This is a genomic window from Streptomyces sp. MI02-7b (genome assembly GCF_033793585.1).
Lineage (GTDB): Bacteria > Actinomycetota > Actinomycetes > Streptomycetales > Streptomycetaceae > Actinacidiphila.
Genome location: NZ_JARAWX010000053.1, coordinates 1 through 21,354 on the forward strand (window position 1 = coordinate 1; position 21,354 = coordinate 21,354).

21 protein-coding genes and 7 pseudogenes are annotated in these 21,354 nt (G+C 67.3%); 13 read left to right on the forward strand and 15 right to left on the reverse strand.

The window, feature by feature from the left end:
- Nucleotides 1-100: 100 nt before the first annotated feature.
- Entirely contained in the window at nt 101-1,663 is a 1,563-nt protein-coding gene (locus PV364_RS40320) for a hypothetical protein (protein WP_319665924.1), read from the reverse strand.
- 294 nt (nt 1,664-1,957) lie between these two features.
- On the opposite strand from PV364_RS40320, the gene PV364_RS41495 reads away from it, so the two are divergent.
- On the forward strand, nt 1,958-2,101 hold the full coding sequence (locus tag PV364_RS41495; RefSeq protein ID WP_415924675.1) for a hypothetical protein: 144 nt from the start codon (nt 1,958-1,960) through the stop codon (nt 2,099-2,101).
- A complete protein-coding gene (locus PV364_RS40330) occupies nt 2,094-2,627 on the forward strand; it encodes a hypothetical protein (RefSeq protein WP_319665943.1) in 534 nt (177 codons plus the stop codon). Before PV364_RS41495 ends, PV364_RS40330 begins: the two co-directional genes overlap by 8 nt.
- A gap of 90 nt (nt 2,628-2,717) precedes the next feature.
- On the opposite strand, the pseudogene PV364_RS40335 reads toward PV364_RS40330, so the two are convergent.
- Nucleotides 2,718-3,035, reverse strand: a pseudogene (locus PV364_RS40335) (ArsR/SmtB family transcription factor); the annotation flags it as partial.
- Between the two features lie 242 nt (nt 3,036-3,277).
- On the opposite strand from PV364_RS40335, the gene PV364_RS40340 reads away from it, so the two are divergent.
- Complete coding sequence (locus PV364_RS40340) at nt 3,278-3,724, forward strand: helix-turn-helix domain-containing protein (protein ID WP_319665926.1); 447 nt, start codon at nt 3,278-3,280, stop codon at nt 3,722-3,724.
- Nucleotides 3,613-4,395: an IS630 family transposase gene (locus PV364_RS40345; RefSeq protein WP_319665927.1), complete on the forward strand. Its 783-nt coding sequence runs from the start codon at nt 3,613-3,615 to the stop codon at nt 4,393-4,395. Before PV364_RS40340 ends, PV364_RS40345 begins: the two co-directional genes overlap by 112 nt.
- A gap of 48 nt (nt 4,396-4,443) precedes the next feature.
- On the opposite strand, the gene PV364_RS40350 is transcribed toward PV364_RS40345, so the two are convergent.
- A complete protein-coding gene (locus PV364_RS40350) occupies nt 4,444-5,109 on the reverse strand; it encodes a nitroreductase (protein WP_319665928.1) in 666 nt (221 codons plus the stop codon).
- A 112-nt stretch (nt 5,110-5,221) separates the two neighbouring features.
- Here PV364_RS40350 and PV364_RS41500 point away from each other — a divergent pair, with 112 nt between their 5' ends.
- The 4 genes and pseudogenes from PV364_RS41500 to PV364_RS40365 all read left to right on the forward strand — a co-directional run.
- Complete coding sequence (locus PV364_RS41500; RefSeq protein WP_415924676.1) at nt 5,222-5,668, forward strand: IS5 family transposase; 447 nt, start codon at nt 5,222-5,224, stop codon at nt 5,666-5,668.
- A gap of 198 nt (nt 5,669-5,866) precedes the next feature.
- Nucleotides 5,867-6,348 (forward strand): annotated as a pseudogene (locus tag PV364_RS40355) (transposase); the annotation flags it as partial.
- Nucleotides 6,349-6,765: 417 nt separating this feature from the next.
- Nucleotides 6,766-8,304: a serine/threonine-protein kinase gene (locus tag PV364_RS40360; protein WP_319665929.1), complete on the forward strand. Its 1,539-nt coding sequence runs from the start codon at nt 6,766-6,768 to the stop codon at nt 8,302-8,304.
- Nucleotides 8,305-8,431: 127 nt separating this feature from the next.
- A pseudogene (locus tag PV364_RS40365) lies at nt 8,432-8,566 on the forward strand (IS5/IS1182 family transposase); the annotation flags it as partial.
- A gap of 60 nt (nt 8,567-8,626) precedes the next feature.
- Here the strand turns inward: PV364_RS40365 and PV364_RS40370 are convergent.
- Nucleotides 8,627-8,899 (reverse strand): annotated as a pseudogene (locus PV364_RS40370) (IS5/IS1182 family transposase); the annotation flags it as partial.
- Nucleotides 8,900-8,976: 77 nt separating this feature from the next.
- Between PV364_RS40370 and PV364_RS40375 the strand changes: the two are divergent.
- Nucleotides 8,977-9,915, forward strand: coding sequence for a tetratricopeptide repeat protein (locus tag PV364_RS40375; RefSeq protein WP_319665930.1), 939 nt, complete (start codon nt 8,977-8,979; stop codon nt 9,913-9,915).
- 247 nt (nt 9,916-10,162) lie between these two features.
- Here PV364_RS40375 and PV364_RS40380 read toward each other — a convergent pair whose 3' ends face one another.
- Nucleotides 10,163-10,462: a hypothetical protein gene (locus PV364_RS40380; protein WP_319665931.1), complete on the reverse strand. Its 300-nt coding sequence runs from the start codon at nt 10,460-10,462 to the stop codon at nt 10,163-10,165.
- A gap of 218 nt (nt 10,463-10,680) precedes the next feature.
- Nucleotides 10,681-11,607 (reverse strand): annotated as a pseudogene (locus tag PV364_RS40385) (UvrD-helicase domain-containing protein); the annotation flags it as partial.
- A gap of 86 nt (nt 11,608-11,693) precedes the next feature.
- On the opposite strand from PV364_RS40385, the pseudogene PV364_RS41505 reads away from it, so the two are divergent.
- The 3 genes and pseudogenes from PV364_RS41505 to PV364_RS40395 form a co-directional block, all read left to right on the forward strand.
- Nucleotides 11,694-11,822 (forward strand): annotated as a pseudogene (locus PV364_RS41505) (IS256 family transposase); the annotation flags it as partial.
- 218 nt (nt 11,823-12,040) lie between these two features.
- Nucleotides 12,041-12,868, forward strand: coding sequence for an alpha/beta hydrolase (locus PV364_RS40390; RefSeq protein WP_319665932.1), 828 nt, complete (start codon nt 12,041-12,043; stop codon nt 12,866-12,868).
- A 304-nt stretch (nt 12,869-13,172) separates the two neighbouring features.
- Nucleotides 13,173-14,153: an IS630 family transposase gene (locus tag PV364_RS40395; RefSeq protein ID WP_319665933.1), complete on the forward strand. Its 981-nt coding sequence runs from the start codon at nt 13,173-13,175 to the stop codon at nt 14,151-14,153.
- 12 nt (nt 14,154-14,165) lie between these two features.
- Here PV364_RS40395 and PV364_RS40400 read toward each other — a convergent pair whose 3' ends face one another.
- The 5 genes from PV364_RS40400 to PV364_RS40420 all read right to left on the reverse strand — a co-directional run bounded on the left by PV364_RS40400 (nt 14,166) and on the right by PV364_RS40420 (nt 17,278).
- Complete coding sequence (locus PV364_RS40400) at nt 14,166-14,513, reverse strand: hypothetical protein (protein ID WP_319665934.1); 348 nt, start codon at nt 14,511-14,513, stop codon at nt 14,166-14,168.
- A gap of 805 nt (nt 14,514-15,318) precedes the next feature.
- On the reverse strand, nt 15,319-15,669 hold the full coding sequence (locus PV364_RS40405) for a hypothetical protein (protein ID WP_319665935.1): 351 nt from the start codon (nt 15,667-15,669) through the stop codon (nt 15,319-15,321).
- 685 nt (nt 15,670-16,354) lie between these two features.
- A complete protein-coding gene (locus PV364_RS40410; RefSeq protein ID WP_319665936.1) occupies nt 16,355-16,678 on the reverse strand; it encodes a hypothetical protein in 324 nt (107 codons plus the stop codon).
- Nucleotides 16,675-17,040, reverse strand: a complete 366-nt coding sequence (locus PV364_RS40415; protein ID WP_319665937.1) for a DUF6247 family protein — start codon at nt 17,038-17,040, stop codon at nt 16,675-16,677. Before PV364_RS40415 ends, PV364_RS40410 begins: the two co-directional genes overlap by 4 nt.
- A gap of 34 nt (nt 17,041-17,074) precedes the next feature.
- On the reverse strand, nt 17,075-17,278 hold the full coding sequence (locus tag PV364_RS40420; RefSeq protein WP_319665938.1) for a type II toxin-antitoxin system Phd/YefM family antitoxin: 204 nt from the start codon (nt 17,276-17,278) through the stop codon (nt 17,075-17,077).
- A gap of 157 nt (nt 17,279-17,435) precedes the next feature.
- Between PV364_RS40420 and PV364_RS40425 the strand changes: the two genes are divergently transcribed.
- Nucleotides 17,436-18,041 carry a hypothetical protein gene (locus PV364_RS40425; protein ID WP_319665939.1) on the forward strand — a complete coding sequence of 202 codons (606 nt, stop codon included), beginning with the start codon at nt 17,436-17,438 and terminating at the stop codon, nt 18,039-18,041.
- A gap of 150 nt (nt 18,042-18,191) precedes the next feature.
- Here PV364_RS40425 and PV364_RS40430 read toward each other — a convergent pair whose 3' ends face one another.
- From PV364_RS40430 to PV364_RS40445, 4 genes and pseudogenes are all read right to left on the reverse strand, one after another.
- On the reverse strand, nt 18,192-18,683 hold the full coding sequence (locus PV364_RS40430; RefSeq protein WP_319665940.1) for a hypothetical protein: 492 nt from the start codon (nt 18,681-18,683) through the stop codon (nt 18,192-18,194).
- A 179-nt stretch (nt 18,684-18,862) separates the two neighbouring features.
- Nucleotides 18,863-19,315, reverse strand: coding sequence for a hypothetical protein (locus PV364_RS40435; RefSeq protein ID WP_319665941.1), 453 nt, complete (start codon nt 19,313-19,315; stop codon nt 18,863-18,865).
- Nucleotides 19,312-20,205, reverse strand: a complete 894-nt coding sequence (locus tag PV364_RS40440) for a hypothetical protein (RefSeq protein ID WP_319665942.1) — start codon at nt 20,203-20,205, stop codon at nt 19,312-19,314. Before PV364_RS40440 ends, PV364_RS40435 begins: the two co-directional genes overlap by 4 nt.
- 358 nt (nt 20,206-20,563) lie before the next feature.
- Nucleotides 20,564-21,354, reverse strand: a pseudogene (locus tag PV364_RS40445) (hypothetical protein); the annotation flags it as partial.

Below are 21,354 nucleotides of genomic sequence, written 5' to 3' on the forward strand. Positions count from 1 at the left end.
GCAGCATCGACCGGCTCAGCCGCGGACTCGTGCTCGATCGTCATCTCACTCACTTGGCGTCTCCATGATCAACAGATCCGCCGTTTATTAGACACTCCCGTCAGGCGAGGAACTCGGCGAGTGGGAAGGAGCGATGGCGACGTGGTGGAACCAGGTAGTTCTGCCGGTGGGTCGTGTGAAGGACCGAGTTGATGCCCGCGTGGGGGCTGCGCGGTGCGACAGGGAGTGTCCTGTCGGGATAGTGGCCGTCCATCGCGAGCCGAACGCGATTGAAGATTGCAATCGTCGGCTGGAACTGAATGAAGTGCAACCCGGCCGCATGCGTCTTGCTGTAGTGGTCTGCCGTCGGATCGGAGGTGTAGTAGAACGGATTGTCCAGCGTATCGAAATCGCCGCGCACGGGGATGGTCGTCCCCGTGGGGTAGGCCTTCCCGTAGTTGCTGGTCATCGCCGATGTGGTGCTGTCCACTTCCGACATGCTCCCGGTGTGGCCGTACGCGTGGTACCGCTTGACCCCTTGCGCCACTTCGGCCTCACTTTGACCTGGCGGTTGGAGGGCATACGTACCCGGGGCGGGCGCGGGCGAGAGGCCGGGAAGAAGCATCGCCTGGACGCGATCCGCGTACTGAGGAAAGTTCTTTTCGTACCAGGTCACCAGATCTTGAAACAGGTGCGAGAGATGCATGGTGGTCCCCTGTTTGAAGTAACCATTGGGCCACTGATCGGTGAGGCCAGGCAGGGTCTCCAGACTGGGGATGTTGCCAGGTCCCATATTCGAGTCCAGGGTGGTGGCGAAGCCGAGGAAGCCCTGCGCCTGTCGAGGAATCGACTTCGCACCGGGGATGTCGGCCGCCAGCGCCAGTTTGCTCGGCAGGCCCTGTTGCCCGTAGAAACCGCCCCCGGAGAAGCCGCGGCGGATACTCGTCACCTTGAACAGGCTGCCCGCCCGGTTGCCCCCAGGTCCGAAAATGGCGATTTGGGCTGCCTTGATATTGGCGAGCGAGTCACTGCGAAGTAGCACGGCCACGTCATTCTGTTCCAGGCGGACCGGCCCGAAGCCAGGCGGGGGCTCGTCGCTGGGGAACGTCCTGGCCTCCTGCAGCGCATATACGGTACGGCCCTCCGTCTTGGAGGTCGCCAAATCGACCGGCAGATAGGCCGGGTAGCGAGTTCCCGCCTTGAAGAAGCCCGACGTCTTGCCCAGGGTCGGGATGTAGTGGTGGAAGTAGGGAAGTCCCCAGGCCACCGTGACGGCCACTCCTGTGGGCGTGGACGGAAATTGCCCTTCCAGATCCAGGAGGACGGACTCGAGGTGGTCCTGCGCCTCCCGCAACGCCTTGGCGTTCGCCGGCACTTTCAGCCTCGCGGTGATGACATGATCGTGCAGGGCCGGCACCCGGACCGCGATCGTGCCCTTGCGGCTCTTCACGCCCGAGCCATCGACCATGACCACCGGCTCGTCCTGCAGGATGTACTGCTCCTGGACGGGCGGAGTGTCGGCGGAAACGGGCCGGGACGGTGGTTTCGCAAAGGTGTCGATCATCTCGTAGATGCCGGCGGATGCCAGCGCGGCACCGACGCCCGCTGTCCCTTGAAGAATGCGACGCCTGGTCAAGTTCGGGCGCGGCTGCCCCGCAGGCCCATTTTCGTTGCTGTCTTCCATGAAAAGCGTTCCCCCACTGTGGAGTAGGTGCCCGAGTAGTCAGGGGTTGAAATGAACTCCCCCATAGGGGACTGCTCGCCATGCGGGGTCCGCGACACCGATACGGCCTTGCGCACACGCCACCAGACGGCGATGACGATGGGTGTGCCGGCTCATTGCCATCGGCATTGGCTTCGCTTTCGCGATAAAAACACACACGGCCCGGACCGGTGAAGCCGACACGCGGCCTGCGCCATCGCCGGATGCTGTGCCTCACGGCACGACGGGTTGGTCGAGCAGGACCGGGCCCCGCACATGGTTGCCTGCACAGCGGAGTTTCAGGCGGCCATCGACGACTTCCAGCAGCGCGTGGACGCCGAGGCCCGCCCGTTCGTCGGCCGCCAGCTGCCCCACCTGTACGAGCCGGTCACCCACGGCCGCTGCCGCGGCCGTGGGTGACCGGTTCACATGGACCCTCATCTACACCAAGGCCCTGCAGTCGCTCGCCGCCGACTCCCACGCCGACTTCCTGATCCGCTCCCAGGAGGAGCAGCACATCGCCGGCGCGATCTACCGGGCCGTACGGGAGGCCACGCGGCGCGAGGTGCCGCTGCTGGCCGCCGGGCACACCACGGCGGTTCAGGCCGCGAGGTCGCTCGCCGAGCGGCTCGCGGCCGAGCACCAGCTGACCCAGGTCATCTACCGCAACGGCGCCCGGTACCCGGTGCAGGCGTGGGCGGAGGCGGCGACACTCGCCAAGAGCGCCGTGGCCTACAACGCGGGCACCCTGAACCGGGCCCGCGAGGCCGGCGTGACGTACATGCAGGTCTTCGACGGCGCCGGATGCGGCTGGACCAGCGACAAGGACCCCGGCAAGGCCACAGGCAGCCTGCGCACCGTCGAGGATGCCGCCGCGTGGCCTATCTCCCACCCGCGCTGCCGTCGCGCCTTCGGGCCCCGCCCGGACGTGGTTGCGCCAGGCTGAGGGTCTGCGAGCCGACCAGATTCGGGGGATACCGAGGTGGCTGGCGGCCGCTGGCAGGTCCGCGGCATCCTCCGGGAGGGCGGCTTCGGCGGGGGTGTCGGTGAGGCCGAGACGCAGGTGTTCGACGTGGTAAAGGGCCTGGTCGAGGAGTTCCGCGACGTGCTGGTCGTGGAGGGCGTAGACGACAGAGCGGCCCTGGCGGGTGCCCGTGACCAGGCCGAGGTTGCACAGAAGCCGAAGCTGATGGGAGCAGGCGGACTGTTCCATGCCGACCGAGACGACCAGTTCGGTGGCCGGGCAGGGACCTTCACGCAGGTGGGCCAGGATGAGCAGCCGTGAGCGCGGGGACAGCGCCTGGAGGGTGGTGGCCGCCATGCTCGGCCAGACACGCGAACACCCTCCCGGCAGGGATCAACTCCCGACAGGTCTCCCACACATCCGGCCCGACCGACTCCCCCATCACCTACAAAACCGAGTCTGGCCCCGCCGCTCACGCAGCCTGGCCAGAACCCCAAGATCTTCATGAGTCTTCTAGTAGCGTGTCGTTGCTTAATCCTGGGTTATTTGGTTGGGATGGTGGTGTCCGGCAGATGTTCTTTCCCTTCTGCCGGACGGGAGTTGGTGTGATGGGTGCGCAGAAGAAGAGGCCGGTGGTGCTGACCGCGGCCGATCGTGAAGAGCTGGGTCGGGTGACCACGACGGGGGTTCATCCGGCCTCGGTGATCAGGCGGGCGCGGGTGCTGCTCGCGCTGGACACCTCAGCCGGTGAGATCGACTCACAGGATGCGATCGCTGCCCGGGTCGGGGTCTCGAGCGAGACGCTGCGGCTGGTGGCCAAGCGGTTCGCCGAGAGCGGTGGTGACGTCGAGGCGACGATCCAGCGCAAACAGCGGGACCTCCCGCCGGTGCCCTCGCCGGTGACCGGTGAAGTCGAGGCCCGGCTGATCGCCCTGGCGTGCTCCCAGCCCCCGGCAGGCCGTACCCGGTGGTCGCTGCGGCTGTTGGAGAAGCACATCGCACTGGTCGAGGACATCCCCGATCTGGACCACTCCACCATCGGGCGGATCTTAAAAAAACGAGGCTGCGTCCTCATCTGAAGAAGTGCTGGACCATCCCACCACGAGCGAACCCGCAGTTCGCGGCCCGCATGGAAGACGTGCTGGCCGTCTATGCCCGACCTTATGACCCCGCCCGCCCAGTGGTGTGCATGGACGAGAAGCCCTACCAACTCCTCGCCCATGCCCGCGACCCGCTCCCGGCCCGCCCCGGCCGCGACGCCCGCCAGGACACCGAGTACATCCGCTGCGGCACCTGCTCGATCTTCGTGTGGGTCCAACCCCTGCGAGGGTGGCGCCGAGTAGACGCCCAGCCTCGTCGCACCAGGATCGACTGGGCCGGCCAGGTCAAGCGATTACTGACCGAGGACTACCCCGACGCCGAGACCGTGGTACTGGTCATGGACAACCTCAACACCCACGACATCGCCTCACTGTACGAAGCATTCGAACCAGCCGAGGCATTCGCGCTGGCCCAGCGCCTGGAGATCCACCACATGCCCAAACACGGGTCATGGCTCAACATCGCCGAGATCGAACTCTCCGCACTGACCCGCCAATGCCTTGACCGCCGCATCGCGGACCTCGACACCCTCAACACCGAACTCATCGCCTGGCAGAACGCCACCAACACCAACCAACGCCAAGTCAACTGGCACTTCACTACCAGCGACGCACGCGTCAAACTCCGCCACCTATACCCCACGCATTAGCTGCGACAGTCTACTAGGCCCTGTCCTGTCGATCTCGACCGTCAGCGGTCACACTCCGATGAAGCTCACCGTTTCCGTCATGTCCGCCCGCCCGGTATGCAGCCTTGGCACGCCTTCCTTTTCAAATCCCACTGAGATGCCGCAGTACAGCACAAGCTCGTCATCGGCTCCGACTGTTCGGCTGACGGTCTTGCGGTACATGGTCCACATCACCTGGGGGCAGCTGTGCAACCCTTCAGCCCTCAGCAACAGCATGACCGTCTGCAAGTACATCCCCGCATCACCCCACTGTCCGGGCCCCATCATCCGGTCGAGGTAGCAGAACAAGACGACCGGCGCTCCGAACGCCTCCAAGTTCAAGGTAGCGATCTTCTGGGGCCGGTCGGGGTCGTCGCGCTCAATCCCCAGCGCTTCGTATCGCTGAGCCGCCGCAGCGGAAAAGCGGTCCAGATACGGCGAGGTCAGTTCGTCCGGGTACATCGGATACTCCCGCTCATCACCCAGGTCTCCCGCCAGTGCCCTGGCCGTCGCGCGCCTCTTCAGCTCGGCCAAGGGTTCGCCGCTCACGACATACATGTGCCACGGCTGGAGGTTCCCGCTGGACGGAGCCCGCGTTGCTACGGTCAGCACTCGTACGAGGACCTCCTTGGGCACCGGCTCATCGCTGAACGCCCGTACGGCCCGGCGGCTGTCCACGGCCTCATACACATCCACGTCTTCGCGTCCTCTCATTCAACCGGGCCCCTCCACCGTATTCAGCGGTCAGAACCGAGCATCGCTGGGGGCTGGTCGACGTTCCGACGATCAGTCAGTTGTCCATACAACTATGGAAAGTAGGAGTGATCTGACAGATGCCCAGTGGGAGCGGCTGGAGCCGCTTCTGCCGGTGAGCAACGGGCGTTGCGGCAGGTGGCGGGACCACCGCCAGGTCGTGAACGGGGTGCTGTACCAGATACGCACGGGCGTGCAGTGGCGCGATTTGCCGGAGTGGTTTGAACCGTGGAAGACGGTGCCCGAGCGCCATCGCCGGTGGTCGGCGGACGGAACGTGGGAGATGCTCCTGCGGCGGATCCAGGCCGAGGCGGACGCGGCCGGCGAGATCGACTGGGACGTCTCGGCCGACTCGACGTCTGTGCGCGCACACCACCACGCCGCTGGCGCCCAGCATGCTCCGCCGCCAGCCTTCAAAGGGGGCTCTGTCCCCAGACGGTCAAAGTCGCTCGGGTCCGGTCGGAACTCATCGACCGGCTGGCAAAGGTGGTGCGGGGGTTGAGGCGCTCGGCCGCTCGCGTGGCGGGTTCACTACCAAGATCTACCTGAGTGCGGACGGCCGCTGCCGGGTGCTCTCGCTGGCCATCACGCCCGGGCCATGCGCCGACTGCACCCAGCTCGAGTCGGTCATGGGCAGGCTCCGCGTGCCGCGGCTGACCTGTGGCAGGCCGCGCACCAAGCCGGACAGTGTCAGCGCCGACAGGCCGCCGCCGAGCAGGAAAGGGCCCCGCAAAAGGGGGCGACGAGCCGGAACAGAACGGTCCGGACGGCGAAAACGGATCTGACCGGGCCGAACGCCGACGCGTCCGCCGCCGGCGCAGGCTCCGCCTGAAGGAAGGCCTGCTCGGCAGGTCCCGAGGCGGACTGACCAGCAAGATTCACCTCGCTGCCGACCGAAAGAGCCGGCCTTTGTCGTTCGTCCTGACAGCCGGACAGGCCGCGGACAGCCCCCAGTTCATCCCCGTGCTGAAGAAAGCCCGCGTCCGCCTGCCGGTCGGTCGGCCCCGCACCCGGCCGGGCGCGGTTGCCGCGGACAAGGTGTACTCGTCCCGCGCCAACCGCGCCTACCTGCGCAAACGCCGCATCAAGGCCGTCATCCCGGAGAAGAAGGACCAGGCCGCCAACCGGAAGAAGAAGGGCAGCAAGGGCGGCCGGCCTGTCGGTCACGACGCCGAGCTCTACTAAGAGGTCGCGCAGATAGGCGCGGTGGGGGACCCGGGCAACAGAACGGGCACAGGCCTTGGTGATCATGGAGTTGTGACGCTCTGTGATCACTGAGGAGGCCTGTGCCCGCGCTGCCAAAACCCACGACACCACCCCTCCGCCGAACTCACCGCATAGCCTCAGAACGAGATCCCGAGTGGCCGTCGATATACCACTCCAGCGGACGTGACCGGGCACCCGGCGTCACCCTGCGATCGAGGGTGGCCCTTGAGCCGACTGCACGTGCGGAGCCACTGCCCCAGGGCCCTCCTGCATAATGTCCCATGCACCGGTAGCGGAGAGCTGTCGGAGCGTCACCGGGGGAGGGTGATTGGAATCAACGCCGCTGATGGCACTGGCCACTTGGGGCCATTGCGCCCCGAGGACCCGCGAGAGGTGGCCGGTTACCGCTTGGTCGCCAGGATCGGCGAGGGTGGTATGGGCGCGGTCTACCTCTCCTACACCCGCGGCAACCAGCCGGTCGCGCTAAAGGTGATCCGCCGGGAGTATGCGCAGGACGAGGAGTTCCGGCGCCGCTTCCAGCAGGAGGTCCAGTCCGCACGCCGGGTGCAGGGCTACCACGTCGTCCCGGTCGTCGACCATGACACGACCGGGAACCTGCCGTGGCTGGCCACCACCTTCGTCCCCGGGTTGTCGCTCGACGAGGCGATGGCCGTGTACGGGCCACTGCCGCTGCCATCGGCCCTGCAACTCGTCGGCTGTGTGGCGGAAGCACTGCGCGCAGTGCACGCGGCCGGAGTGATCCACCGTGACCTGAAGCCGAGCAACATCCTGCTGGGCGCCGACGGGCCCTGGATGATCGACTTTGGAATCGCGCGGGCCGCCGACGCCACTCAACTCACCCGCAGTGGGGGGCTCATCGGAACGCCTCAGTACATGTCACCCGAGCACGTCAATGGCGGGTCACTGAGCCCCGCAACCGACATCTTCTCCCTGGGCCTGGTCGCGGCGGTCGCGGCGACCGGCCATCACCCCTTCGGCGACGGCGCGGCACTGACCTTGGCCACCAGGATCGCCAACAGCGAATTCCGGCCCCCGGACCTGACCGGCTACCCGGAACCGCTGCGGCCCATACTGGAACGCTGCCTGGCCGCTGACCCGGCCTCCCGGCCCACACCCGCCGAACTGGCCGAGCTATGCGCAGATGCCTATGGCCGTCCGCTGCGCGACTTCACCCGTTGGCTCCCGGATCCGCTCAGGGCGGAGATCGCCCGCCGTGCACAAAACTCCAGGCACCTGCCTACATACGTGCCACGCTCACCGCAGTACGACCCGGCCGCTTCCGGGGCACCCGCGTCGGCCCTGCGCCAGGCGTTGCCGGTCATCGGCGCCAGCGTGGCGGCCGTCGTCGTGACAGTGATTGCCGTGTCGGCGTTGACGGGCGGTCGCGACACGTCAGGCGGCCGCCCCTCTGGTGGCCCGACGGCCACCTCGCCGGGGCAGTCGCCCCAGTCGCCGACCGGCGGGACATCGTCCAAGCCGACGCCCACTGGAACTGCCCCGGCCGACTACAAGGTGATCTTCAAAAGGAAGCCGCTCACGATCCGGCCAGGCGGATGGAGCGAGGTGGACCTGGACGTCCCGAAGGTCGACACCAACGGCGCTTTCGAGGCCAAAGAGGGGACCGAGATCCACTACGTGGATTCCTTCGCCTACTCCACCCCGCTGGATTTTTTGACCACGACGGGCATCAGCGACAGTAGGACCCCAGAAGCGTGCAAGTTGGGAGCCGAGACCAATGTGCTACCGCCTACTCTCGACCGGGATGAGCTGACGACGACCGTTCACGAGGGCATGGTGCTGTGCACCGTCACCACCGAGGGCAACCTGGCGATGCTGGAGATCACCAAAATCGTCGAGCGTTCCACATATCCCGATTACGTCACCAGGCTGACACTCTGGAAGATGCCCTGACACGCAACTGAGCTTGTTCCGCTTTGGAGGTCGCGCAGATAGGCGCGGTGGGGGGCCCCGGCAACAGAACGGGCACAGGCCTTGGTGATCATGGAGTTGTGACGCTCTGTGATCACTGAGGAGACCTGTGCCCGCGCTGCCATCATGGCTCACCGAACCGCTTTGGGACCAATTCGCGGCCCTGCTGCCCGAGCGGCCGGAGTACCACCCGGACCATCCGCTCGGCTGCCACCGCCAACGCATCAGCGACCGGATCATCTTCTGCTGCAACTGCTGCGCTTCGGCTGTTCTTAGAGCGTCCGCCAGTAGGCGTTGAGCCGGGCTATCGGATGCGGGGGCTGCGCGGGCGGGTGTCCCAGCGGTGGGTGTACCAGGCGCGTCGGATCAGGCTACGGACGGTGATGATGGCCGTGGCCAGAGCAAGGAAGAACTCGGTGCAAGGGCGTCGCCGCTCGGTATTGCGGCGAAGCTTGCCGAAGTTGTTCATCCACGAGTTCGCGCGCTCGACCACCCAGCGGCCGTCGGTCTGGATCGGCGTCTTCGTGCCGCGCTTGCTGATGCGTGGCCTGATCTCGCGTTCCCCGTGCACCGCCCGCCCGAGGGTGCCTCGGTGATGCGCCCGTCCGCGACCAGGACCTCAGGCAAGGAGCCCCATCAGGGTCTCAAGTCTGGATGGCAAGGGCGAGGACGGTGTCGACCGCGACTTCGAAGGGGCGCGTACTCCGTTGTACCTGGGCGAGTAGCAGTGTGGGTAGAGCGCGCTACATGGCCGGGGATTACATGGCTGCAGGCGACCTCGCTCAACAAGCGCTCGATCTCTCTCACCCTTTTGGTGAGCATCTCACCAAGGCCAACGCATTGTCGGATCTTGGGAGAGCGCGGCATATCACCAGCAATTATGCGGCTGCAGTCGACCTCTTCCGACAGGCACTAGAACTCTATCGCATCCTGGGTAACCGACTGGGTGAGGCCAACACCATGTCAAATTTAGGAAAGACAGAGTATACCATCGGCAAATATGTCGCCGCAGCCGATCTTTTACAGCGGGCTGCGGACCTATATCGCGCCCTCGGCCACCGCCTCGGCGAAGCCAACGCCCTCTCGGATCTGGTTCGGCTGCACTGCCTTACCGGGGAGCACGCAAGCGCAGCCGACCTCGCCCAACAAGCACTAGCCCTGGCCCGCGCAGTTGGCAACCGCCATATCGAAGCCAACGCCCTGTCGGATCTGGGCCGTGTGCGGTACCTGGTCGGCGAGTACGCTGCAGCGGCCGACCTACTACAGCAAGCAGTCTTGACGTTCCAGGAGGTAGGCGATCCTCAAGGAGAGGCCGAGACACTTAACACCATCGGCGCTCTGCTGGCGGAGACCAGGCACCCACGGGAGGCAATTCCCGTCTACCAGCGAGCTTTGCAACTGGCACGCCAGGTACAGAGCCCATTGGATGAAGCACATGCCCTCGAAGGCGCTGCGCGCTGCCACGTGAGCGCCGGCGACCACCGCGCTGGTCTCGCCGCCCTCGGCCGTGCAGTGGACCTCTACCGGCGCATCGGCGCCGCCGAAGTGCCCGCCGCTGCCCAATACCTGGCACAACTCCAAACAGAACATTGATGGGGACGCGGACAGGGGTCTGCCGACCCCGACAGGCAACTCCACGCTCCACAGTTGGTCGAAGCCATACGCGGCCGACACAGCCGTGCACCTAATCGACGACAGCCTGAGGCTCAAGCATCCCGCTGCCTCGCGTAGAGGCAAGCAGCACACGCCGACAGCGGACAGGCTCGACCGCATGCCAATCGGCTTCCAGCGTGCCCATCTGGTGTCGGACGTGGGCCGGATGCATCGATCCAGTAGGCGTTCACGATGCGGGCCTGTCGGGCGCGATAACGACGCTTCGGTCCTCGGGGTAGGGGTAGTAGACAGTGGTCTCGGCAGCGTCCGGGTGCTCGCGGGACAGCAGGCCTTCCAGGTCGCTGCGCGCCTCGTCCAGTGTCCGCAGGGCGGCGCCCACCTTCTTGTGGGGGATGCTCTCGGGTCCGCTGCTCGGGTACGCCTTGTCGAGTTGGACGGCTCGGTGAGCAAGTTCGTCGCGGATGCCGGCAAGAACGCGGCCCATCTCGAGGTGCCCGTCCAGGGTGAGACGGGGCTTCTTGGGCATGCGGGTCTCCGTTCGGCCGATGACTAGGCGGAATGCTCAACGCCGGATGCGCGCCAGGGTCCCCCCAGACCGCCCTCATCGTGGTCATGGGCATCGGGGTCCCGGCGATCAGTCGGGGCCCGCCCGGTACCCAGTCGCACGGCTCCAGCCGGCTCGAACGAGGCCTTTCCCAAGCGGCCAGTCCAGGGCGCATGTCGGCAGGCCACGGTGACGACGCCTCAGTCCGGCAGTACAGCAGGAGCCACGCTGGGTGAGCGCTGGGGGTTGCTGGCGGGGTGGTCGTTGATCCAGTTGAGGCCGCTGGGGTCGAGGCGTTGGCGGGCGCGGGTGATGGCGACGTAGGCGAGTCGAGCGTCAGCGTCGTCGATCGGGCCGGGCAGAGGGTTTCCGTGCTCGTCGCGCTTGTCGCTGTCCTTGGGCGGGTGAAAGTCTCCGGCGATCTTCACCTGGGGCCATTCGCGACCCTTGGCCTTGTGCACGGTGGAGACCGTGACCTGCGCGTTCTTTTCATCGACGAGGCGGTTGACCGCAGCCAGGACGGCGTCCGGACCGTGCTGCTCGACGAGGTCGACCAGCGGCTGCAGGTCACCGCCAGCGGGGTCGTGCGCCGCGTAGTCCTGGAGTTCGCCCCACGTCGTGAACAGCACCAACTCCGGGTGGGTGGTGCGGCGTCCGTCCTGCAGGTCCCGCGCCGCGTATGCCAGGGTGCGCAGGCTGTCCCCTCCCCCGGCCAGCGCGACCCGTCGGCCGAGACCGAGAAGAAGGAGGACTTCGGCCATGGCTCCGATGTTGCTCCGGCACAGCACCGCGTCCGGTCTGGTGACGGTGTCGATCTCGGTGGGGATCGTCTCGGTGCCCTCCAAGCGGATCGGGGCGTCGGCGATCGCCAGCCACCGGTTGGCCTCGTCTGCGAGGACGGGGCCGAAGCGAAATGACTGGGTCAGCGATAGGGCGGTACCGTCGAAGCCGGTCATGACGTCCTTCGCACCGCGCCATCCGTAGATGGCCTGCACGGAATCCCCGACCATCACCAGCTGCGCGTGACCGCGCTGGGCATGCAGAACCTGTTCCAGGACCGGATTGGTGTCCTGGACCTCGTCCAGCAGCACGAAGTCGGCGCGCAGCTTCGGGCCGGACAGCGCCCAGGCACCGCCGGCGGTCTCACCATGATCGATCAGACTCCTTCACAGGACAGGACCCGCAAGAAACGAGCCCTGCCACAAAGTCTGACGCGCGACAGAACGACGAATGGACCGAAGCCCGCCGCTACATGGGCCGCGACCTCCTCGCCAAAGCCCGCCTCCACCCGATCGAGTCAGATACCGACGACACCGCCCTGCCCACCGAACTCACCGCATAGCCTCAAAGAAGAGATCACCGAGTGGCCGTCGATACACCACTCCAGCGGACGTGACCAGGTTCCGACGCGCCGCGCCGTCACCTCCGGATTACGGTTTGAGCAACGGCGTACTCATCCCGGTCCGTGACGTCACCGACTGGTGGCGTGCCACCTGTCCGGTGTGAGTACGGGCAACCCCGGAACCCGGTGTCCCGGCAGAGTGAGAAGGGCTCAGGATCATGGCGTATGCAACAGCGAAGGACGGGACCCGCATCTTCTTCAAGGACTGGGGGGCCGGCCAGCCCGTCGTGTTCTCCCACGGGTGGCCGTTGACGGCGGACGCCTGGGACCCGCAGATGAAGTGGATGGTGGACCACGGTTTCCGGGGTGTCGCCCACGATCGCCGTGGTGGCGGGCGTTCCGGTCAGCCGTGGGACGGTAACGACCTGGACACCTATGCCGACGATCTGGCGGCCGTGATCGAGGAACTCGATCTGCGTGACGTCATTCTGGTCGGGCACTCGACCGGTGGTGGCGAGGTCACGCGCTATATGGGGCGGCACGGGACGGGCCGGGTTGCCAAGGCGGTGCTGCTGGGCGCGATCCCTCCGCTGATGTTGAAGACGCAGGCCAATCCCGAGGGGCTTCCGATCGAGGTCTTCGACGAGATCCGCGAGGGCGTGGCCAAGGACAGGTCCCAGTTCTACAAAGACCTCAGCGGCCCGTTCTACGGCGCGAACCGAGAGGGGTCGACCGTCAGCCAGGGCACTCGCGACGAGTTCTGGCTCTGGAGTATGACGGTGGGCATCAAGGGCGCCTACGACTGCGTCAAGGCGTTCTCCGAGACGGACACCACCGAAGACCTCAAGAAGATCGACGTCCCGACGCTGATCGTGCACGGGGACGACGACCAGATCGTGCCCATCGTGGCCGCCGGCGCCAAGAGCTCGAAACTGGTGAAGGGAGCCGTCTACAAGGTCTACGAGGGAGCCCCGCACGGGCTGGCGATGGTGCCCAAGTTCGCCGAACGTTTCAATGCCGACCTGCTGGATTTCGCGCGCAACTGAGCCGCCCACCGGGGAAGGCTGCGCAGCGAGACCACGGCGGCGAAAGCCCGCGCGTGGTTGCCCCTAACGGAAACCACCGCAGGGTTCGTCCGGCGAACGGCTAGTGGCTTGGCTCGGATCCTTGGTCTGGTAATTGATCATCTGGCTGGTGCAGGGCAGGCTGCCTTCAGGTTGTGACCGTGGAGGTGGTTGTGGGGCGTCGTCCGGGAGTGTTCATCCGGCCGGTGAGTATGGAGGAAGGGCGGCTGCAGCGCATCAGCCGGACTGCGAAGGACCCGGTGAGGCTTCGGCGGGCAATCGTCTGATGATGTCCGCGCAGGGCCAATCGGTGCCGGACATCGCCTCGCTCATGCAGGTCAGTGCCGATTACGTGCGGGGTGTCATCCACGCGTTCAACGAGCGGGGGTTCGACGCACTGGACCCAAAATGGAGCGGGGGACGCCCGAGGGCGATCAGTGACCAGGTGCGCGAGCACATCTGCCTGATCGCGCAGACGTCCCCCGCGGACTGGAAGATCACTGCATTCTCGACCTGGAGCCTGGCCAAGCTGGCCGAACACCTGGTCGGGCACGCTGTGGTCCCGGCGGTCAGCCGGGAGACCCTGCGGCGGATTCTGCGCGAGGGCAAGGTCTCCTGGCAGGCCACGACGACCTGGAAGTCCTCGAACGATCCGGACTTCATAGCCAAGATGCACCGGGTCCTGGCGCTCTACGACACCCCGCCGGCTGACGGGCGGGTGGTGTGTGTGGACGAGTTCGGGCCGTTGAACCTGATGCCCCGCAAGGGCAGGGCATGGCGTCCGCGCCGTTCACCGCGAAGACTGCGGGCGACCTACAACCGCTACGACGGCGTGATGCACATGCTCGCGGCCCTGGACCTGGCCACCGGCAAGATGTACTACCGCATTCGTCCCCGCAAACGCTGGCGCGAGTTCCTGGCCCTGCTCAAGACCCTGCGCGCCCGCTGGCCCGGGGAGAAACTCTACGTCGTGCTGGACAACTTCTCCCCGCACAAGCATCCCAACGTCCGGGCCTGGGCGGTGGACAACCAGGTTGAGCTGGTCTTCCTACCGACCTACGGATCATGGCTGAACTGGATCGAGTCGGAGTTCGCCGCCCTGCGCTACTTCGCCCTCAACGGCACCGACCACCGCAGCCATGCCGAGCAGAATGCCGCGATCAACGCCTACATACGCTGGCGGAACAGCCGCGCGGAGCCGAAGTCCAACTTCGCTCCCGACTCTCCGATCCGCGGCTGGACCGAGTACCCGGTCCTGGCCGCCTGATGCCGACCCGCGCTACAGCTCCACGAGACGTTCGGCAGCGGAGGAATCCGATGCGGATCCGTACCGCAAGACCACGTTCGCCGGGCGGAACGGCAGGTCACGCAAGATAGGTTCCATGACGGCGAAGAGCGCGCCGGCATCAGGACCATAGGCGAAGAGCGCCACCTCGCCGCCTCCGAACTCGTTCCCGTCGAACTCACCGACACCGACCCGTTCGATCGCCTCGGCCAAAAGGTTCTGGGCCGCGCGGACAGCCGCCCGATCGCCCGGCTCGCCGAACCCGTCGCCCGTCAGTCGATACCGCGCGATGACCGCGTGCTCGACGCTTGCCTCCGCACCGCCATCAGCCGCATAAGTCATGCAGGAACGATCTCACTCCGGACCGACATCAGCGGATTCCCCGTCCAAGGATCCGAGCCGAGCCACTAGAGAGAAAGTCGACAGAGCAGCGAGGGCTGGCGGTGTACTCGGTGCGGGCTGATCCGGTGTATCAGCAACTGGCAGATGGAGCGTGAGAGGGCCGGCAGCGAGGGGTGTCGTCGGCGCAGCGTGTGTCAGCGGCCTCGCCCACACCACGCCGGGCTCACCAGCCCGGCCCCCACCCGCACCCCAAGGCGCAGCGCAGCGTCCCCGTCGGCCACGCTTCGCGCTGGCCCAAGACGCGGACGCGCCCCGCGCAGGGAAGCCACCGCCAGCAGCCAGCCACCCCACCACATAGATGTCAGAGTCCGCCGTTGTGCCGAATGGCTGTGTGACCAGTCGAAATGCGGAGGGGCGCGAAAATCCGCCGCAGGTGATGGCGCAGGTAATAGCGCAGGCGTTGCCGCAGGTGATGGCGCAGGTGATGCCGCAGGTGATGCCGCAGGTGATGCCGCAGGTGACTTATGGAACAGCAGCGTGCCGCGGGCGGAGGCGGATTCGGGCGGCTGGCGGGTGTCTCTTGCCGGGCGCTGTGGCAGTGGTGCCGGCCGACTGCCGGGTTCTTCTGCCAGGCCCGGCTGGCCCTTGCTTCGGGCCGGTGTGCTTCAGGCGAGGCATGCTTCTGGCGGGGGGCTGTTTCTCTTGTGATGCGGCTGGGTTTTCTACAGGGACATGCCGCAGTACAGGCGTCGTCGCGGCGCGGCGTCGCGGGCGAGTTCGGCGAGGCGTTCCAGGAAGTCGGCCATCAGCCCGGGTCTTGCCCGTCGCCGTCCTCCGTGTGGGTCCATGCGGTGGCGGCATCCAGCAGGCGCTTCGAGGTGGCCGCTGCGAGGGCGTCACGGAGGGTGTCGGTGGGCGAGACGAGCCAGGGCCCGTCGTGCTCGGCGTTGTTGAGCAGTGTGCAGAAGCGGAGGTCGGCTTCCACTTGTTCCTTGGACGCTCCTGTCAGGTGGGCTTCGACCGTGCAGAGAATCACGTAGGGGTCTGCCCCCTTGAGGCCAAGCGTGCCAAAGGGGTCGGCTATGACGTCGCCTTCGAACAGCGCGAGGGCTTGCGTGTCGTCGGTGGCCGCGTAGTAGTCATAGATGTTTCCCATGGCGGGATTGTGGCAGCCCGGGGGCGTTGTTCAGGGGCACTGTCGGATCGAACCAGGTGGTCCGTGATGGGGCTCTTTGAAGTCTCAGAGAGTGCTATCGTCCTGGCCCCTTCAATGCGCACTTTGGGCATGACGGTCGCTGGGGAGCGCTGGGGGGCTGGGCGGGTCGGCAGGGCGGGTGCGGTCACGGCGGTTGCTGAACCTCACTGCCGTAGCGCCGCCGGTGTCTAGGACTGGCAGCGGACCGCTGTCGGTGGCCCCTGCTCACGTGCGTGACGCACGCGATCGCGGCAGATCACGACGTCATGACCGCCTGGGTCACGCGGGTCTCGACTCATGCCGGAGCAAGCTGAACCTGGATCCCGTGCCGTTCGGGATCAGCTGAACGGACCCGCTGTTGCAGGGCTGCCGGTCGCCACGTGCGGGCTGAACGGGCGAGCTGGCTTCGCGGGAGTCAGGTGAGGTCGAGAACCCTGACGAGCTGCCCGGCCCACCAGTCCGGTGCGGCGGTGGCAGTGACCAGCACTGTCGGGGCGTTGCGGGGTGGGCAGGGCGGTGTGGCGGGAGCACGGGCGCCGTCAGGGGCTTGGGACGGCTCTTCGTCGTTGAGGGCGGTCAGGTCTTCGGGGGGTCCGCACGACGACCGGGGTGTGGAAGCCGGCCGGTGCTGTCGGCTCACGGCCTGTCAGGTCCAGAAGGCGTCGGTGATGGTGATCTGGGGTTCGGCGTGGCGGCGGATGAAGGTGTAGATGAGCCATCCGCGGCCGCCGGCGAGGTCGGCGATGTGGGGTCCGCCGGGGCTGGTGGAGGCGAGGGGGCGCACGGTGATCCAGTGCGGCAGGCGGGCGTCGGCGTCGATCCCTCGGTAGTAGGGGTCCGGGGCGGTGATCAGTTCGGCGCGGGCGGCCAGGACGAGTTGCCGGCCGTCGGCGGGCATCGCGTCGAATTCCTGTCGTGCCTCTGCGGTCCAGTCCATCTGCCAGGGCGGCTGCGGGAGGTCGTTTGTCACTGGCCGGGCTTCACCGTGGCTGCATCACGGCGCAGGCGGCTGTACTCGGCCAGGAGCGCGGCCGACTCCTGCGGGTCCTGGGACGTCGCGGCGCGGGCCTGGAGATCGTCGAGGTGTGCTGCAAGGCGGGGGTCGCGGGCGATGGCGTACTGGGTCCACCACAGGCGCATGAACGCGGGCACGGGTGTGAGGTTGAAAGCGTCCCCGATCGCCCGGCGCCAATGGGACTCGAAGTCCGGCAGTAGGTGCGGGGCGTGCTCCTGGATGGCCAGACGCAGGGCTTGCGGTGTGTGTTCGGGCATCAACGGGACCTGGGGCTTGTCTCCCCCGGGTCCGCCACGATGGACGGGCTGAGCGGTCATGGGGTACGGGCTCCCGGTCTTCCTGTCTGGCGGTTCAGGCCGCGTCCTGGTCGGCGTCGGAGGCCGGCTGTTGTGTGGTCGGTTGCTGGTGCTGCTCGAACCACTCGGCGGGCACCAGATAGGCGACCGTCCTGCCCTTGCGGGTGATCGCGGCCGCCTCACCCGCGATCCGGGTGCGGTCAAGGATCTCCCCCATGGCCTTACGGAGGTCGATTGTCGTGTATGTCCTCGTCTCCATGTACGCCACAGTACCCGAACTATCATAGTTGCGATACTTACCCCGCCCTTTCAGCGCCCCTCCCGCCCGGCAGCGGCGCCCCGGCGCCGGTTCCTCTCCCCTCCCCCGCTTTCGGCGTTCCCGGGTGCGCGGACCCTGCCGGACGCATCATGGGCCCGTGACCGCACACAGCCCGGTGCAGCGCCTGGCCGCCCACGTACGGGTCGCCCTCGGCGACGGCCCGTTCCTCCCGCCCCGGGGCTGGACGCACATGGGCGCCGTGATCTGCGACGCCAGCTTCCACGCCCGCCGCAAGTACAGGTCGACGATCCGGCCGCGGCTGATCCGGCTCCAGGCCGCATGGCCCGACGCCGCCACCGTCCGGGGCTTCCAGGCACGTCTCGCCGAAGACCTCGCCACCGCCATGGACTTCAACAGCCCCCGCCGAGTCGCCACCGCCCACGCCATCACCGACCTCCTGGTCACCGAACGCGTCGACACCCGGGAGGAGCTCCACGCGTGGCTCGGCCGGCAGGCCAACCGTGACGCCCTGCGGGAGACAAGGGGCGTGGGGCCGAAGAGCGTGGACTACCTCGGGAACCTCGTCGGTCGGTCCCAGGTCGCCGTCGACGTGCACCTGCGCGCCTTCGCCGCCCAGGCCGGGGTCACGGGCCCGGACTATGGGGAGCTACGGGCGGTGTATGAAGAGACCGCCGATCTCCTCGGACATGACCGTGCCGGCTTGGAGCACGCCGTGTGGTGGTACATGTCGCAATCCTCATAACGGATCGTGCTGGAGGAAGCGCTTCTGCGCGGCCCAGGAGCACAGCGCGGCGATCATGGAGTGCACCCTTCCACGGAGCGCAGATACGGCGGTGCTTCTGTTCGTCGAGGAGCAGCGTGCGCCGGGTCGCCGATGATCCGGCGCGCGCGGTCAGCTCGCCTTACGCGGGTGTCGCCCCGCCCACACACCGGTCTCTTGCCGGAGGTAGGCGGGGACGCACCATCGTGGCCGGTTGAACCAGGTCACCGACAGCTGGAGGACTACGCCGGCCACGAAGACGACGAGCAGCAGTCCAGCCGTGATGGCTGCCGCGGAAGGGCCTTCATTCGCGTGTTGTCCGACATTGGCAATGACGAACATCGTCATCGCTGCCATCAGGGCCAGGACGCCGACCGAGAAGGGAGCCCAACCGCGAACCAGCCCGCGGCTGACGTCGTCCCTGAACCGGAACGCCCCTTGCCCCACAACCTGCTGGTAGTAGTCGGGATCCTTCCACAACCGCCGGGCACGCCAGGCGGAGAAGCATGCGCTGCCACCCCAGAAGATCAAAATCAAGATCCCCACAACAATCAACTCCAACGAGAACCAGCCGAGATGTCGGTGACGGCGTGGTGGGCACAGCTGCCGGGCGAACACCGCCACCGCGGTTGCCGGCCAGTCTGCCCGGACCAGACAGTGAGCTCTTTCAACTGCGGCCCATGCGGGTGAAGTCGTCTCGGACGCTGACAGGGCCGGGAGCAGGGGCGAGGAACACCATGCCGCGCCAAGCCGCTGTCTGAGACGTCACCCGGTCGGTGGCCACTCTGAAAGAGCTCAGTGCCTCAGAACAGAGGATCGTCGTGCCAGGGGCCGTCCGTCAGCTCGGGCAGCCGGGGGTTGCGCCGTTGGAGGAGGGTCACGGCGTCCTCGACGCGGCCGAGGTCGATGAGGTAGCCGGCCAGGTCGTGGCGGTTCGCGCAGGCCTGCTCTTCGAGGACGGCGACGGCTTCCTCGGTGCGCCCGACACCGGTGAGCAGCTCGGCGATGTGCGGCGCCGCGTAGAAGGTGGCGCCCTCGGGGTGGGAGCGGGCCTGTGCGGTGGCTTCGTCGACACCGTCGCGGGCGGCGATCAGCGGCAGCCGTATCCAGTACAGCTCCCACTCGTCCTCACCCCCGCGCTGGGCGTCGAGGTGGGCGAGGCCGTCGGCGGGGCGACCCTGGTCGAGGCACAGCTTGGACAGGGCGTGGAGGATCCAGTCGTCGCCAGGGTGCGCGTCGGCCTGGGCGCGCATCACGGCGATCGCCTCTTCGCCCCGTCCGTGTCGGGCCAGGAGCTGCGCAAGCTCGTAAGCCGAGTTCCGGTCCTGGGTCGCGGGGCGGCGGCCTGCCCGTATGCCGCGATTGCGCCTTCTACGTCGCCATCCTCCTCCAGCAGTTCCGCCAGCCGCTGTACGGCCTCCGCATGCCCGTCCAGTGCGGCGTAGGCGCGAAGTTCCTCGATTCGGTCGTGCCGGGCCAACAGGTCGGCGAGTTGGTCCCGGCAGTTGATTGAGACGATCTGCCGGCGGCGCAGCAGAGCGATGGCCACATCGATGTGGCCCTGGCGCTCGCGGATCGTCGCGAGCAGGCCGAGCGCCATGTCGGAATCGAGGCCGTGGCAGCACCATGGGCCGTCGCAGCAGTGGTCGGCCCGGATTCGGCCGGTGAGCAGCGCGGCGGCCTCCTCATCGCGGCCGGCAACGGAGGCGACGTCGACCAGGGCGGTGGCGAGCACCCAGTCGTCGACGTGCGGCACGAGCAGATCGGACGCCTCCTCGGCGCGACCGTGCCGGGCGAGTAGACGGGTGTAGAACTCCAGCGCCATCGGATGCCCGGCCGCCATACGGACCCGGGTGATCTCGATCGCCTCGTCGATACGGCCCCAGCCCTCCAGCAACTCGGCCACGGCGGTGACGGCCGTCCACCATCTGGTTGCCCGGTACGGGGCAAGCACCTCCAACGCCTCGGCCTGCCGGTCCTGCTTCCCCAGCAACCGTGCCCACGCCACGGCGCAGAACCACTCCCCCCGCCCCGCCTGCTGCTCCACCACCTCGACGTAGCCGCGTTCAAGCAGCCGCGAGACGAGTTCCGGCGGGATGCAGCCGGACCGCGTCCGGGCCTGGTAGTCAAGATCAGCAGCGTCCACGGCCACGCACCATAACGCTCGCCCCTGACACCCCACCGACACCACCGGCGGTCTCGAATACAGCACAGTCGCAATCACACTCCCCGCCCGTCTACGCCTCCCAATGAACCCCCGCCCAACGCCAGGCCCACGCCAACGACCTCGCCAAACCCCCCGGCCCAACCGCCGGCACCGCACGCTCCCACCGCAGCAAAGCCGACCAGACCTCGCCGAATGGCTCCCCTAAGGCTCCGCGGCAGGCTCACCGACCGTCGCGACCAACTGCGGAACAGCATCCGTTCGAGCTGAACGGCGCGCAGACCGAACAGCGGGGATGGCCGGGCCGGAAGGGGGCCTGCCCGGTGCCTTCTCAGCAGGTTCAGTCGCGCAGCCAGCCGAACAGTCCCTTGCCACGGCGTTCGCGTTCCCACTCGGCCTCTGCGTCGATTCGTTCCCGGTCGAGGCGTTCACGCTCACTGCGGCAGGGCGGGCACTCTTCTCCGGGCGCCGGGCCATCGTTTTGCTTGTCGTCGTCGTCCGGGTGGACGTCGGCGCCGCAGGTCGGGCAGGGCCATGCCTGTTCCTGTCGGCGGCGCTGTTCTTCCTTGCGTCGCTGCCTACGGGCCTCCTTGGCCGCGGCGCGGGCTTGCTCAGCGGCCTGGCGGGCGGCGCGTCGCTGTTCGTCCCGCTGCTGGTAGGCGCGGTGGTCGTCGGGGTTGTCCAGGGCGGTGGTGAGTGCCTCGTGGACGCTGTGGCCGAAGCGCCACCACACCGGGCAGTGCGGGCCATCAGCAGCCAGCCGGTCCAAGGTGGTGGCCAGGACGGGCACCGTGCGGTCGTAGCCGCGCCAGCCGTCCTGCTTGCCCGAAGCGTCGGTGTACGGGCCGGCCTGCCAGGTGCCCTGCCAGTAAGGGGCCGAGAGGCGGGCGACGTCGCTGATGCGGCGTTGCAGTACCTGGGGGTTGACCCGTCGGGTGAAGACGATCGCCACCGGCGGGTAGCCCCCGCGGCCGGAGTCCTCCCACCGTGTCGACCACAGCGGGACGGTGTCCCCTACGCCGTGGCCGTTCGCGGTGCGCTGGAAGAAGCGGTGGTAGCGGGCGATCTTGTCCGCCAGTACAGCTGCTGGTTCGGTGTGGTTGTCGACCTCCACGAACAGCACGGGCATCT